This window comes from Kitasatospora sp. NPDC048715, assembly GCF_043198905.1.
GTDB classification, from domain to species: domain Bacteria; phylum Actinomycetota; class Actinomycetes; order Streptomycetales; family Streptomycetaceae; genus Kitasatospora; species Kitasatospora lactacystinica.
Map to the genome: position 1 here is coordinate 15,499 of NZ_JBICVH010000008.1, position 13,544 is coordinate 29,042.

General features: G+C 74.0%; 12 protein-coding genes. 3 read left to right on the forward strand and 9 right to left on the reverse strand.

The features are described 5' to 3' along the window. Positions 1 to 68: 68 nt before the first annotated feature. The 8 genes from ACGFSC_RS16765 to ACGFSC_RS16800 all read right to left on the reverse strand — a co-directional run bounded on the left by ACGFSC_RS16765 (position 69) and on the right by ACGFSC_RS16800 (position 8,818). Complete coding sequence (locus tag ACGFSC_RS16765) at positions 69 to 983, reverse strand: DUF4436 family protein (protein ID WP_359898986.1); 915 nt, start codon at positions 981 to 983, stop codon at positions 69 to 71. A 122-nt stretch (positions 984 to 1,105) separates the two neighbouring features. Continuing rightward, complete coding sequence (locus ACGFSC_RS16770) at positions 1,106 to 1,903, reverse strand: ATP-binding cassette domain-containing protein (RefSeq protein WP_359898984.1); 798 nt, start codon at positions 1,901 to 1,903, stop codon at positions 1,106 to 1,108. Next, positions 1,896 to 2,876, reverse strand: a complete 981-nt coding sequence (locus tag ACGFSC_RS16775; protein WP_359898982.1) for an ABC transporter ATP-binding protein — start codon at positions 2,874 to 2,876, stop codon at positions 1,896 to 1,898. The genes ACGFSC_RS16770 and ACGFSC_RS16775 overlap by 8 nt, the downstream gene beginning before the upstream one ends. Next, complete coding sequence (locus tag ACGFSC_RS16780) at positions 2,873 to 3,727, reverse strand: ABC transporter permease (RefSeq protein WP_359898980.1); 855 nt, start codon at positions 3,725 to 3,727, stop codon at positions 2,873 to 2,875. Before ACGFSC_RS16780 ends, ACGFSC_RS16775 begins: the two co-directional genes overlap by 4 nt. Beyond that, positions 3,724 to 4,683 carry an ABC transporter permease gene (locus tag ACGFSC_RS16785; RefSeq protein WP_359898978.1) on the reverse strand — a complete coding sequence of 320 codons (960 nt, stop codon included), beginning with the start codon at positions 4,681 to 4,683 and terminating at the stop codon, positions 3,724 to 3,726. The genes ACGFSC_RS16780 and ACGFSC_RS16785 overlap by 4 nt, the downstream gene beginning before the upstream one ends. Further along, the gene (locus ACGFSC_RS16790) at positions 4,680 to 6,326 is read right to left on the reverse strand and encodes an ABC transporter substrate-binding protein (protein WP_359898976.1); all 1,647 of its coding nucleotides are present in this window, start codon (positions 6,324 to 6,326) and stop codon (positions 4,680 to 4,682) included. The genes ACGFSC_RS16785 and ACGFSC_RS16790 overlap by 4 nt, the downstream gene beginning before the upstream one ends. A gap of 28 nt (positions 6,327 to 6,354) precedes the next feature. Further along, positions 6,355 to 7,470, reverse strand: a complete 1,116-nt coding sequence (locus tag ACGFSC_RS16795) for an agmatine deiminase family protein (RefSeq protein WP_359898974.1) — start codon at positions 7,468 to 7,470, stop codon at positions 6,355 to 6,357. Between the two features lie 136 nt (positions 7,471 to 7,606). After that, positions 7,607 to 8,818, reverse strand: a complete 1,212-nt coding sequence (locus ACGFSC_RS16800) for an agmatine deiminase family protein (RefSeq protein ID WP_359898973.1) — start codon at positions 8,816 to 8,818, stop codon at positions 7,607 to 7,609. 157 nt (positions 8,819 to 8,975) lie between these two features. Between ACGFSC_RS16800 and ACGFSC_RS16805 the strand changes: the two genes are divergently transcribed. Then, complete coding sequence (locus ACGFSC_RS16805; protein WP_359898971.1) at positions 8,976 to 9,551, forward strand: TetR/AcrR family transcriptional regulator; 576 nt, start codon at positions 8,976 to 8,978, stop codon at positions 9,549 to 9,551. A gap of 225 nt (positions 9,552 to 9,776) precedes the next feature. After that, positions 9,777 to 11,624, forward strand: coding sequence for a protein kinase (locus ACGFSC_RS16810; RefSeq protein WP_359898969.1), 1,848 nt, complete (start codon positions 9,777 to 9,779; stop codon positions 11,622 to 11,624). A 77-nt stretch (positions 11,625 to 11,701) separates the two neighbouring features. Here ACGFSC_RS16810 and tatA read toward each other — a convergent pair whose 3' ends face one another. Next, positions 11,702 to 12,025: a Sec-independent protein translocase subunit TatA gene (tatA, locus tag ACGFSC_RS16815; protein ID WP_359898967.1), complete on the reverse strand. Its 324-nt coding sequence runs from the start codon at positions 12,023 to 12,025 to the stop codon at positions 11,702 to 11,704. Positions 12,026 to 12,284: 259 nt separating this feature from the next. On the opposite strand from tatA, the gene ACGFSC_RS16820 reads away from it, so the two are divergent. Then, positions 12,285 to 13,493: an agmatine deiminase family protein gene (locus ACGFSC_RS16820; protein WP_359898965.1), complete on the forward strand. Its 1,209-nt coding sequence runs from the start codon at positions 12,285 to 12,287 to the stop codon at positions 13,491 to 13,493. Positions 13,494 to 13,544: the final 51 nt, after the last annotated feature.

Consider the following 13,544-nt stretch of genomic DNA (forward strand, 5'->3'; position numbering starts at 1 on the left):
GGCGCGGCGCGCACCCGCCGTTCGGGGGAATCCGCTCACGGCCCCTCGGCCCTCTCTTTCGGATCACGTCAGGCGGCCGCCTCCCGCTCGCGGCGCAGCCGGTGCTCGGTGCGGATGCCGGACCAGGCGGTGCAGGCCAGGCTGGCGGCGATGACGCCCTCGGCCCAGAAGAACGCCACGTAGTCGATCAGTGATCCGATCGGCGGCGACCCGGGGGCCGCGTTGCGCATGCCGATCAGGGCGAACAGGCTCGCCGCCATCCAGCCCAGGGAGGGCCAGACCAGCCCCTCGCGCTTGCGGTACAGCACCTCGGCGGCGCCGAGGACGGCCAGGGCGATGGCCCACATGGCCGCGATCATGAACCAGGAGAGGATGAAGGTGCTGCGGGACCGGGTGATCCGCGCGTCCAGGGTCACGGCACCGGAGCTCGCGGTGGTGACCTGCGGGCGCAGGACGAAGAACGGGTCGGTGTCGGTGAGGACCAGGCCGACCGGCACGGCCGCGCCCCCGCTGGTGGCGGTGAAGCCGGCCTCGGTGCGGTAGCGGTCGAACGGGTAGTCCGTCTTGGTGCCGTCGTACGTCCCCACCTGGACGAGCTGGGACGCCGCGGCCTCCCCCTCGGCCGCCCGGATGGTCACCCTGGGGGTGCCGGTGACGGTGATCTCGACGGGGCGGGCGAATGTCTGGGAGTCCGGCCCGGCGGCGAACCTGCCGTGCGGGACGGGCGTGACGTAGAGGGTCAGCTGCTGGGCGGTCGGGTCCACGTCCTGGGCGGTGACGTCCAGTTCGATCCAGTCGGGCGTCGACGGGATCGCGAGTTCCCTGGTCTGTTCGCGGGTGTCGCGCTCGTTGAGGTACAGCCCGATCCCCGACCCGCAGAGGGTGATGACCACCGCCAGGACGGCGGCGAACCGCCAACGGCGGCGGGGGGCTCGGTGCGCGGCCCGGTCGGTCGCGCTGGTGTCGTCGGTGGTGACCTGCACGGTCGTCCTTCCTGCGGCGGTGGCGCCGGGCCGGCAGGTTCGCTGCCGCCCGGCGTCGCCCGCCGGTGTTGCTCGGTCACCCCGGCCCGGCGGGTCCCACCACCTGCCGGGCCGGGGCCGTCTTACAGGGCGCGGCGCGCGGCGGCGATCCGGTCGGGATCCCAGCCGGGCCGGGGGACGGACTCCAGCAGCAGCCGGGTGTAGGCGTGCTGCGGGGAGTCCAGGACGTGGGCGGTGGGGCCGGATTCGACGATCCGTCCGTGGCGCATGACGACGACCTCGTCGGTCACGCAGCGGACGACGCCGAGGTCGTGGGTGATGAACAGGTAGCCGATGCCGGTCTGTTCGCGGATGTCGGCGAGCAGGTTCAGCACCTGCGCCTGCACGGACACGTCCAGGGCGGCGACCGCCTCGTCCAGCACCAGGACGGCCGGCTGGACGGCCAGCGCCCGGGCGATGGCGACGCGTTGGCGCTGGCCGCCGGAGAGCTGCCGGGGCAGCGCGTCGGCCGCCCGGGTGCCGAGGCCGACCTGGTCGAGGAGTTCCCGGATCCGGGCCTCGTGGTCGGTGCCGGGGAAGTGCAGCCGCAGGGTCTCGCGGAGCACGGCCTCGACGCTGGTGCGCGGGTCCAGGGAGAGGTACGGGTCCTGGAAGACCATCTGGACCTCGCGGGCGCGGGCCAGCCGCTCGGCCCTCCCCCGCACCCGGCCGCCGCGGGCCCGGCCCCGGACGGCGACCCGCCCCTCGTCGGCCTGTTCGAGGCCGACGACGATCCGGGCGGTGGTGGTCTTGCCGGAGCCCGACTCGCCCACGATGCCGAGCGATCCGCCGGCGGCGAGGGTGAAGGTGACGTCGTCCACCGCCCGTACGGTGCCGAAGGTCCGGCACAGTCCGGTGACCTCCAGTGCGGCCTCAGGCATCGGCGCGGCTCCCTTCGAGCGGGTGGTGGCAGGCGACCGGGAGCGCCACGGGGGTCTCCTCGCGGCACCGGGAGGTCGCGTACCGGCACCGCGCGGCGAACGCGCATCCGGTCAACTCCTGGCGCAGGTCCGGCGGTTGGCCGTCGATCGCGGCGAGGCGGCGGCTGTCGGACTCCAGCCCCGGGGTGGAGGCCAGCAGCGCGGCGGTGTAGGGGTGGCGGGGACTCTCGAAGAGCGCTGCGGCGGGGCCCGTCTCGGCGATCCGCCCGGCGTACATGACGTAGACGCGGTCGCTGATGGCGGCGGCGAGGCCGAGGTCGTGGGTGACGAACAGCAGGCCGGTGCCGAAGCGTCGGCGCAGCTCCCCGAGGAGTGCGATGACCTCGGCCTGGCTGGTGACGTCGAGCGCGGTGGTGGGCTCGTCGGCGAGCAGCAGGACCGGGTCGCCCATCAGCGCGGCGGCGATCATGACGCGTTGGAGCATGCCGCCGGACAGCTGCCCGGGGTGGCGGTTCAGCAGTTCCGGGCCGAGGCCGACGGCGTCGAGCAGTTCGGCGGCGCGCCGGTCGGCGTCCTCCCGGCCCATGGCGCCGGTGAGGCGGACGCTCTCGGTGAGGAAGTCGCCGACGCGGCGCAGTGGGTTGATGGCCGCCCGGGGGTCCTGGAAGATCATGGCGGCCCGGCCGGTGCGCAGGGCGCGCAGCCGGTCGGGGCCCATGGTCAGGACGTCCTCCCCGTCGACCAGGACGCTGCCCTCGGCGGTGGCGCCGGGCGGCAGCAGGCCGAGGGCGCTGCGGGAGGTGAGGCTCTTGCCGGAGCCGGACTCGCCGACCAGGGCGACGGTCTCCCCCGGGCCCACGGTGAGGTCGACGCCGTCGAGGACGGGTCGGGCGGTGCCGGGCAGGCGGAGCCGCAGGCCCCGGACGTCGAGGGCGTTCACACGCTGCTCCGGTTCGTGGCTGCTGCGGTTCATGGGGTCCTCCGGGCGACGCGGTCGGCCCAGCGCTCGCCGACGACGTTGAAGGCGACGACGGTGAGCACGATGAGGACGCACGGCAGGATCGCGGAGAGCGGGTAGCCGTGCTGGATCGCGGTCTGGCCGTCGAAGACCATCCGCCCCCAGTCGGGGGTGAGCGCGGGGACGCCGAGGCCGAGGAAGGAGAGGCCCGCGAGGTCCATCAGGGCGTAGCCGAAGTTGATCGTGGACTGGGCGAGGACGATCGGGGCGATGTTGGGCAGGACGTGCCGCAGACAGATCTGCAGGGTGGAGTGGCCCTGGACCTGGTAGGCGCTGACGTAGGGGCGGGACCGTTCGGCGAGGACGAGCGAGCGGGTGAGCCGGGAGACGTACGGCAGGTAGGCGACCGCCAGGGCGACGACGGGGGCGAGCAGGCCCTCCCCGTACACCGAGACGATCAGGATGGCGAGCAGCATGCCGGGGAAGGCGAAGACGAGTTCGGTGCTGCGGGACAGGACGGAGTCGAGCCAGCCGCCCCGCCAGCCCGCGGCCAGGCCGACGGCCACGCCCGCGACGGTGGAGAAGGCGACCACGCCGAGCGGGCCGAGCAGGGAGGTGCGGGCTCCGAGCAGGAGCCGGGAGAGGGTGTCGCGGCCGGCGGTGTCGACGCCGAGCAGGTGGTCGGGCGAGGGGCCGGCCAGGGCGTTGCCGAGGTCGACGGCGTTGGGGTCGTCCGGTGCGATCCAGGGGGCGAGCAGGGCGGCGAGCACCACCAGGGCGACGATGCCCAGGCAGGCCAGGTGGAGCGGGGCGCGGGCGGCCTTGAGGCGGCCGAGACCGGGCCGGCGGGCGAGGGCGACACTCATGCGTCGGACCTCCTCGTGCCGAGGGCGACCCGGGGGTCGACCAGCGGGTGGAGCAGGTCGACGACCAGGTTCACGGTCATGAACAGGGCGACGACGAGCAGGGAGATGGCCTGGACGGTCGGGAAGTCCTTGGTGGTGGTGGACAGTTCGAGGAGCTGGCCGATGCCGCCGACACTGAAGGCCGACTCCACCAGGATCGTGCAGACCAGCAGGGTGGAGACGATCAGGCCGCCGGTGGTCAGCACGGTGCCCAGCGAGTTGCGGAACACGTGGCGGCGGATCACCTCGCGTTCGGGCACGCCCCGGCTGCGGGCGACGGTGACGTGCTCGCCCTCCAGGGCGTCCAGCATCGCCGAGCGGGTGACCCGGGCGAGCATCCCGATCAGGTACAGCGCGAGGGCGACCGCGGGCAGGGTGAGGTGCCACAGCAGGTCGGCGAAGCCGTCGCCGGTGCCGCTGGTGGGGAACCAGCCCAGCTTGACCGCGAACAGGCCCTGCAGTAGGACGGCCGCGACGAAGGAGGGGGTGCCGACGGCGAGCGTGGTGGAGAGCAGGATCGCCGAGTCGGTCGCGCCGCCGCGCACCGCGCCGATCCAGCCGAGCGCCAGACCGATGACGACGACCACCACCAGGGCCATGGCCACCAGCGTCAGGGTCGCCGGCAGGCGGTCGGCGAGCAGCGTGGAGACGTCGGTGCGGTAGGTGATGGAGCGTCCGAAGTCCCCCTGCAGCACCTGGCCGAGCCAGCGGAAGTACCGGACCAGGAACGGGTCGTCGAGGTGGTACTGGTCGTTGATCGCCTGCAGGGCGGCCGGCGAGGCCGACCGGCCCGACAGGAGGAAACTCGCCGGGTTGCCCGGCGCCAGGTACATCGCGCCGAAGACCACGAAGGAGGCGCCGAGCAGGGTCGCGGCCATCTCCGCCAGTCGCCGGGCGGCGAATCTCAGGAAGTTCACCGGGCGGCCCCCACGTCGGCGGCCCACGGGTAGTACATGTACGCGATGGTGGTGGGGGCGCCGGTGATGCGCTTGTTGAGGAAGACGGCGGTCGGCCACTCGGCGACCGGGATCCAGAGCAGCTGCTGGGAGGCGGTCTGCTGGAGCTTCGCCTCGATCGCGCCGCGCCTGGCCGGGTCGTACTCGGCGGTGGCCTGGTCGACGAGGTCGTCGTAGGCCTTGTCGCTGTACCCGGCGAAGTTCTGGTAGGCGCCGGTCCGGAAGTTGACGAGCAGGTCGAGCGGGTCGGTGATGGAGTCGTAGTACGTCTCCGGGAACAGGTCGATGCCCTCGCGCGCCTTGGGGTCGGTGAACAGCGCGGTGAAGGCGTTCGGGGCGATCGTCCTCAGCTGGACGTCCAGCCCGATCCTCGCCCCGGCGGCCTGGACGGCGGTGGCGAGCAGGGAGACGTCCTGGCCGATGGTGCTGGTGGCCATGACGATCGTCCGGCCGCTCGCGCCGGCCTCCTTGACCAGGGCCTTGGCCTTGTCGATGTCCTGCGCCGTGGGGGTGAGGCCGTCGAAGGCCGTCCTGCGGACGTCGTCGGGGGCCGCGCCCCAGGCCGCCCTGGTGGTGAGGGAGCCGGTGACGGTGCCGGCGCCGGAGAGGCCGGCCTTGACGAAGCCGGAGCGGTCGAGGGCCAGGGACAGGGCCTGGCGGACGCGCAGGTCGCCGAGCGGGCCGTGCATGCTGGTGACGTTGACGTTGACGGTGCTCAGGCCCTCGCCGAAGTAGAGCGTGCCCGGGCCGTCCTTCTTCAGCCGGTCGTAGCTCTCGGTGGGGATCAGGTAGCCGCCGTCGACGTCCCCGGTGAGCATCGCGTTGGTGCGGGCGGACGCGTCGGTGAGGAAGCTGAAGACGACCTTCCCGGCCTTGGCCCTGGTGCCCCAGTAGCCGTCGAAGCGCTGGAGTTCGATCGACTGGCCCTTGGCCCAACCGCCCAGCTTGAAGGGGCCGGTGCAGTCGAGGCCGCCGCTGGTGCCGTAGTCCTTGCCGGCCGCCTCCACCCCGGCCCTGGCGGCGACCACGCCGGCGGCCGTCGCCATGTACTGCGGGAACTGGGAGTCGGGCTGCTTGAGCTTGACGGTGACCTGGAGCGGGCCGGTCGCGGTGACGGAGTCGACGTTCTGGAACACCTGCGCCCAGGCGGAGGCGTTGTCCGGGTTGGTCTGCCGGCCGAGGCTGTACACGACGTCGTCGGCGGTCATCACCGTGCCGTCGTGGAAGTGCACGCCGGCCCGCAGGTCGTAGACCCAGGTGGTCGGGTCGGGGCTGGACGCCTTCTCGGCCAGGCCGGGGGCCAGGGTGAGCTGGGGCGTCCAGCGCATCAGGCTCTCGCAGACGTTGGCGAGCACGGTGTTCTGCGGGTAGTCGAAGGCCTGGACGTAGTCCAGGGTGGGCGGTTCGGCGTAGGTGGCCCAGGTGAAGGAGTCGAGCTCGCCCTTGGCCGCCGGGGTGTCGGCGGAGAGCTGTACGGCCGACCCGCCGGCGCCGCGGGGCGGGCCGGAGCAGGCGGCGACCAGGGCCGCGGCCGAGAGCAGGGCGGTGGCGAGGACGAGCCGCCGCCGGGCCGCGGTGCGTCTCGCGGGCGCGGTGGGAGTCATGAGGGTTTTCTCCGTTCGCTGGCGAGGGTCAGGCGCGAGCAGCCGCGGACGGCGTGGCGGTGGTCTGCGTGGCATCGGCCTGCGTGGCGGTGGCCTGCGTGGCATCGGCCTGCGTGGCGGTGGTCCGCGTGGCGGCCGGGATCTGCTGGGTGATGCAGTGGACGCCGCCGCCGCCGTAGGCGATCACCCGGGCGCGCACGCCGACGACCTTGCGGTCCGGGTAGGCGGCGGCCAGCACGGCCAGCGCCGCCGCGTCCTCGGGGTGGTCGGCGACCGGCACCACGACGCCGCCGTTGGCGAGGTAGAAGTTCAGGTAGCCGACCTCCACCTCCCGGCCGTCGACCTCGACGAAGGCGGCCTGCGGCAGGTCGACGATCTCGAAGGGCCGGCCCTGGGCGTCCGTGGAGTGCTCCAGCACGGCGCGGTTGGCCCGCATCCGCACGTAGTCCGGGTGGTCGGGATCGGCCGGGAGCTGCACCACGACCTTGCCGGGGGCGACGAAGGCGCAGACGCCGTCGACGTGCCCGTCGGTCTCGGTGTCCAGCGCCCCGCCGTACGGCAGCCAGACGATCGTGGTGACGCCGAGCCGGGCCTTCAGCTCGGCCTCGATCTCCTGCCGGGTCATCTCCGGGTTGCGGTTGGGGTGGAGCAGGCACTGCTCGGTGGTGATCAGCGTGCCCTCGCCGTCGACGGTGATCGCACCGCCTTCGAGGATCATCCCGGAGCGGATCGCCGGGGTGCCGAGGTGCTCCAGCAGCAGGCCGCTGATCCGGTCGTCGGCGTCCCAGGGGCTGTGCTTGCGGCCCCAGGCGTTGAAGCGGAAGTCCACGCCGGCCCGGCGGCCGTCGCCGTCGAGGACGAAGATCGGCGCGGAGTCGCGGAACCAGGAGTCGTCGGTGGGGAGTTCGACGACGGTGATGCCGGTGCCGGTGCCGGTGCCCGTGCCGCAGTGGGCGCGCGCCTCGTCGCCGTGGCCGGGCGGGGCCACCATGGTGACCGGTTCGAACTCCGCGATGGCGCGGGCGACCGCCGCGTACTCGCGCTTCACCTCGGCCAGGGTGTCGCCCCACAGGTCCGGGCGGACGGGCCAGGCCATCAGGCAGCCCTCGTGCTCGGTCCACTCCGCGGGCATTCGGTACGTCACGGGAAACCTCTTCTGGTCGGTCCCCGGCCGGTCCGGCGCGTTCGGGGCGCGGGCCGGTCGAGGGGGAGGGTGGTGGGAGCGGAAGGATCCCCGGCGGCCCGCCTCCGTGGGGTACCGGACGGGCCGCCAGGGGGTCTCAGAGCGCCGGCGGGACGGCCGGCTGGGACTGGGTGGCGCAGTGGATGCCGCCACCGCCGGAGGCGATGGTGTCGATGTTCAGCTGGACGACGTCGCGGCCGGGGAACTCGGCCCGCAGGATCGCGTAGGCCCGGGCGTCGGCGTCGGCGTCGCCGAACTGCGGGACGAACACGGCGCCGTTGGCGACGTAGAAGTTGGTGTAGCTGGACAGGAAGTCCTTGCCGCGGCCGCGGATCCGGGCGCGGTTCGGGCCGGGGAGTTCCACGACGGTCAGCGGGCGGCCCTGGGCGTCGGTCGCGGTCCGCAGGACCTGCCTGGCCTGCTCGTAGACGTCGATCCAGATCCGGTCGGTGCCGGGGCCGGGCCGGTCGAGGAGCACCCGGCCGGGCGCGGTGAAGCGCGCCAGGCAGTCGATGTGGTAGTCCGTGATGTCCTGGCCCGCCAGACCGGCCAGCCAGATCACCTTGTCCATCCCGAGCGACGCCTTCAGGGCCTGTTCGACCTGGTCCTGGGACATCCCGGGGTTGCGGTTGGGGTTCACCAGCGAGCTGACGGTGGCCAGCAGGGTGCCCTGGCCGTCCGTCTCCAGGGCGCCGCCCTCGCCGACGAAGGGGGCCCGGACGCGGTCGACGCCGTACTCGGCGAGGAGGGCGGCGGCGACCGCGGCGTCCTCGGTGTAGCGCTGGTAGTAGGGGGTGCCGGTCTTGCCCCAGCCGTTGAAGTTGGTGTCGACGCCGGCGACGGCGCCCGGTGCGACCACGAAGGTCGGGCCGAAGTCGCGGATCCACAGGTCGTCGTTGGAGATCTCGACCACGGTGATCGCGTGGTAGGCGCCGGGGCCGCAGTAGTAGCGCGCGTCGGCCGCCTGGCCGGGGCGGGCGACCATGACGACGGGCTCGTAGCGGGAGATCTCGTACGCGACGCGGGCGATGTCGTCGCGGACCGCCGAGAGCTGGGTCCGCCAGATCGAGGACAGGGCCGGCCAGGCCATGAAGGTGCGGTCGTGCCGGTCGCTCTCGGCGGGCATCCGCAGCCGCGTGGTGCTGCCCGCCGCGGCCGGGGCGACGGCGTCCGCCGCGGCGGGGGCACCTGGCGGGCCGGCGGTCGCGGCCCGGGCGGTGGCCGGAAGGGCCGTCCCCAGGGCGATCAGGGGTACGGCGGCGGCGCCCAGCCGGAGCAGGCCGCGTCGTGAGGGTGTGGGGGTGTGCATGGCGCTCCCTGGATGACGTGGGAGGTGGGGGGTTGCCCCGCATCCTCTACCGTACTGAAAATTCAGTCAAGCTTTTGATGCAGGACTCCTCGAAAACCCTGAAACGATCATCAGGCAGCTGGCCCGACCAGCCGAGGAGCACATAGAGTGGGCGCCCATGTCGGACCGTCGGACAGAAATACTCAAGGCCGCCACCAGGGTCATCGCCCGGCGCGGCGTACGCGGACTACGGGTGGGCGAGCTGGCGAGCGAAGCCGGGGTGTCCACCTCGTTGATCTACTACCACTTCACCGACCGGGCCGGCCTGCTGCGCCGGACGCTCGACTTCATCAGCGACCGCGCCGACCACTACACCGCCGAACCGGACCCGGTGCCCCGGACCGAGGACCCCCGCGCCGACCTGGAACAGGTGCTGCTCCTGGAGCTCCAGGACACCGTCGAAGTACGGGAGAACAGCACCGCCTGGGGCGAGTTGAGAGCCACCGCGGTCTTCGACCCGGAGCTTCGCGAGGACCTCGCGCGAACCACCCACACCTGGGTGCACGACGTCGCCGAACTGCTCGCCCGGGCCGATCCGGGCGGTACCGCGCCGGCGCACGCGGCGGCCGCCGAACGGCTGACCGCACTCGTCGAGGGCCTGAGCGTGCGCTGGCTCAGCGGCTCGCTGCCGGTCGAGCACGCCCGCCGCCTGCTGCGCGGGGCGATCGAGGCGGAGCTGGGCGACCCCCGGTGAGGCGCCGGGGGCGGCGGGGACGCCGGGACCGGCGGGGCCCCGGACGAGCCGGCGGCGACGGATTCGGCCAATCCTGACGGAACCTCTAAACTCTGCGAGGCCGTGCCCGCCGCACGCCGCTTCCGCGGCCGTCGGGCCCCGCGCGCCCGAGTCCCCGACCGCCGACGTCCCGACCGCCGACACCACCGACCGCCGACGTCCCGACCGCCGAGAGAGGCAGCCCGCATGTCCGCTGACCGATCCCCTTTCGCCCTCCAGCCGGTCTTCCAGGAGCTGACCCCGGACGACCCGCGCGAGGTCGGCGGCTACCGGCTGTACGCGCGGCTCGGGGCCGGCGGCATGGGCCGGGTCTACCTCTCCTACACCCCCGGCGGGCGGCCGGTCGCACTCAAGGTGGTGCGGCCCGAACTGGCCGAGGACCCGGAGTTCCGCGCCCGGTTCGCCCAGGAGGTGGCCAGCGCCAGACGCATCCACGGACTGTTCACCGCCCAGCTCGTGGACGCCGGCGTGGAGGCCGCCCCGCCGTGGCTGGCCACCACGTACGTGCCGGGCCCGTCCCTGCAGCAGGTGGTCCGGCGCTTCGGCCCGCTCCCCGAACGGACCGTCCTGCTGCTGATCGCCGGCATCGCCGAGGCGCTGCAGGCGATCCACGCCACGGGGGTGGTGCACCGCGACCTCAAACCGGGCAACGTGCTGATCGCCCCGGACGGCCCCCGGGTGATCGACTTCGGCATCGCCCGGGCCGCCGACGCCACCGCGCTCACCGGCACCGGGCTGCGCATCGGCTCGCCCGCCTACATGGCACCCGAACAGGCGATGGGCCGGCCCGCGACCCCGGCCACCGACGTGTACGCCCTCGGCGCCCTCGCCGTCCACGTCGCCGGCGGCAACCCGCCCTTCGGCGACGGACCGGACCCGTCGACGCTCTACCGGACCGTCCACGAGGAGCCGGACCTCACCCCGGTCCCGGCGGGCCTGCGCGAGCTGCTGCTGCACTGCCTCGCCAAGCGGCCCGAGGACCGGCCGACCACCGCCGAGGTGATCGCCGCCGCCCGGAGCCACCCGGCGGTCGGCGGGCACCTCAGGTTCGGCGACGACTGGCTGCCGCACCGTCTGACCAGCCAGATGACCCGGCACGCCGAGCTGCCGCAGGTGCCGGCCGAGGCCGAGCGGGGTGATTCCGGCGGGCAGGGCGGTATCGGTGATCCGGGCGGTTCCGGCGGGCAGGGAAGTTTCGGTGATCCGGGCGACCGGACGGACGGGCCGGGCTGGGCCTCGGCCCGTACGGTCCTCGCCCCGGTGGCCGTCCCGACCCCCACCGTCGTCGCGTCCGGGCCGCTGCCGGAGCCCGCCGCGGCCTCCGGGCGGGTGCCGGCGCCCTCGGCGTCCGGCTCCGTCCCGGTGCCCTCGGCCGGGGGCGGCCCGGCGAGGCGCGCCCGGGCCGGAGGAGGCCGCAGAGGGGCCCTCGGACGAACGGCGCTGATCGCCGCCGTGGCCCTGACCGTCGGCGCCGCGTCGGCGGTGTTCCTGCTCGACGACCCGGACCAGGTGGAGGCCGCCACCGAGGAGGCCCCGGTGTCCGGCACCGCCGCACCGGTCACCCCGGCCCCGCCCGGCCCGTCGGCCCCCACCGGATCCCCGTCCCCCACCCGGTCGGCCCCGACCGCGCCGACCGCTTCCGCACCGCCGCCCGTCACCGACTACGCCGCCGTCTACCGCGGGGTCGAGCTGACCTCGGCGGACTCCTCCTACGAGTTCGACCTCGCCACCGGGACCGTCGTCCCGGTCGACAGCGCGATCTGGTACGTCGGCCGCGGCGACGGCGAGTTCCTCGTCCCGGAGGCCGCCGACACCTTCATCGGCCGGGACGCCGGCCTGGGCGTCGCCGACTGCCTCAAGGGGCTCGGCGCCCGGCCGGCCGGGCGGGTGCCGTTCGGCGCCGTCGGACCGCGCGGCGCGTTCTGCGTCCGGTCCGCGGACGGCCGGGACCTCGCCGTGGTCCGGGTGCTGTCGACCGCCGGCGCGGACGGGCCGGTCAGGGTGTCCCTGGACCAGTACCGCCGCAACGGCTGAGAGCCGCCGCTCCCGCACCGACTGGTGGGGAGCGGCGGCTCTCGGACGTCCCGGGCGGTACGCGGCCGACGGGACGGTCAGGGGTGCCGGGCCGGTTCGGCCGGACCGCCGCCGGACGGACCGCCGCCACCGGAGGGGGCCGTGCCTGACCGGCCGGTGCCTGACGCGGCTCCACCCGGCTGGGTCCCGCCGGATGGGGCACCGCCGGACTGGCCCTCGCCCGCCGGGGCGCCGCCGGGCGGGGCCGCCTCCTCCCGCAGGGCCGCCGTCTCGGACTTCAGGATCCGCATCGACTTCCCCAGTCCGCGCGCCATGTCGGGCAGCTTCTTGGAGCCGAACAGCAGCACCAGCACGGCCACCGTCACCAGCACGTGCCAGGGTTCCAGACCATTGCGCAGCATCGCCGCCTCACCCGGCCTTTCATCGTCGTGACCGGGCCGTCCGTTCGGCGGCCCGGTCGTCTCGGGGTGGTTTGGGTGACTTCACCGTAAAGCTTGACTGATTTTTCAGTCAATGCGAGAGTTCAGTCTCGGTGATGCCGGACGACCCCGTCCACCGGGACGACCTCGTCCACCGCCCAACCGGCGCCGCGCGACCGCTCCCCCGGAGCCCGCCCCTCCCGCCGAACCGGAACCACCCCCAGCCCCACCGGAGTCCAGCGTGTCCCAGCCCTCCCTCGCCCGCCGCACGGTACTGCGCTCGCTCGCCGGCGCCGGCGCCATCGCCCTCGGTGCGACCGCCTGCGCCGCCTCCGGCGACGACCCGGCCGACTCCGCGGCCCCGACTGCCTCCGGCACCCCCGGCCAGGCGCCGACGCAAGCGCCCGCACATCCCCCCGCGTCCACCCCCGCCCCGGCACCGGCCCGCGGACGCCGGCTCGGCGGCGAGTGGGAGAAGCACGAGCGGACCTTCATGGCCTGGCCCGCCTCCGAGAACGTCTGGGGCGAGCAGCTCGGGGCCGTCCGCCGGGACATCGCCTCGGTGGCCAGGGCCATCGGCGAGCGCGAACCGGTGGTCCTGCTCGTCCGCCCCGGCCAGGAGGCCTCGGCCCGCAACGCCTGCGGCTCGGACGTCGAGCTGCTCTCCGTCCCCGTCGACGACCTGTGGGCCCGCGACACCGTCCCGGTCTTCGTGGAGGAGGGCGGAAAGGTCCAGGGCGTCGACTTCAACTTCAGCGGCTGGGGCGGAAAGCAGGAGCACACCAACGACGGCCGGATCGCCCGCACCGTCCTGGAGAAATACGGGATCGAGCGGATCGAGACCCCGGTCACCGCCGAGGGCGGCTCCTTCGAGACCGACGGCGAGGGCACGCTGCTGGTCACCGAGAGCTCCGTGGTCAACGAGAACCGCAACCCGGGCCGCACCCGCGACGAGATCGAGGCGGAACTCAAGCGGGCACTGGGCCTCACCAAGGTGATCTGGCTCGCGGGCGTCAAGGGCAAGGACATCACCGACGCCCACGTCGACTGCCTCGCCCGCTACGCCGCCCCCGGGGTCGTCCTGCTGGACCGGGCCTTCCCCGGCACCCCGCCGGACGTCTGGTCCCGCTCAGCCGACCAGGCCCGCGCCGTCCTCGCCGAGGCCACCGACGCCGCCGGCCGGAAGCTCAAGGTGATCGAGATCGGCCAGCCCGACCCGGACCGGATCACCGGCCGGGGCGACGCCTTCGTCTCCTCGTACATGAACTTCTACATCGGCAACAAGGGCGTCTACCTGCCGAAGTTCGGTGACGCCAAGGCCGACGGCCACGCCCAGGAGGTCTTCAGGGACCAGTTCCCGGGCCGCGAGATCGTCCCCCTGCCGATCGACACCATCGCCGGCGGCGGGGGCGGCATCCACTGCGCCACCCACGACCAGCCCGCCGGCTGACCCCGCCGTCCCGCACCCGTCCCCCTCTGTCCCCCTCTGTCCCGCACCGTC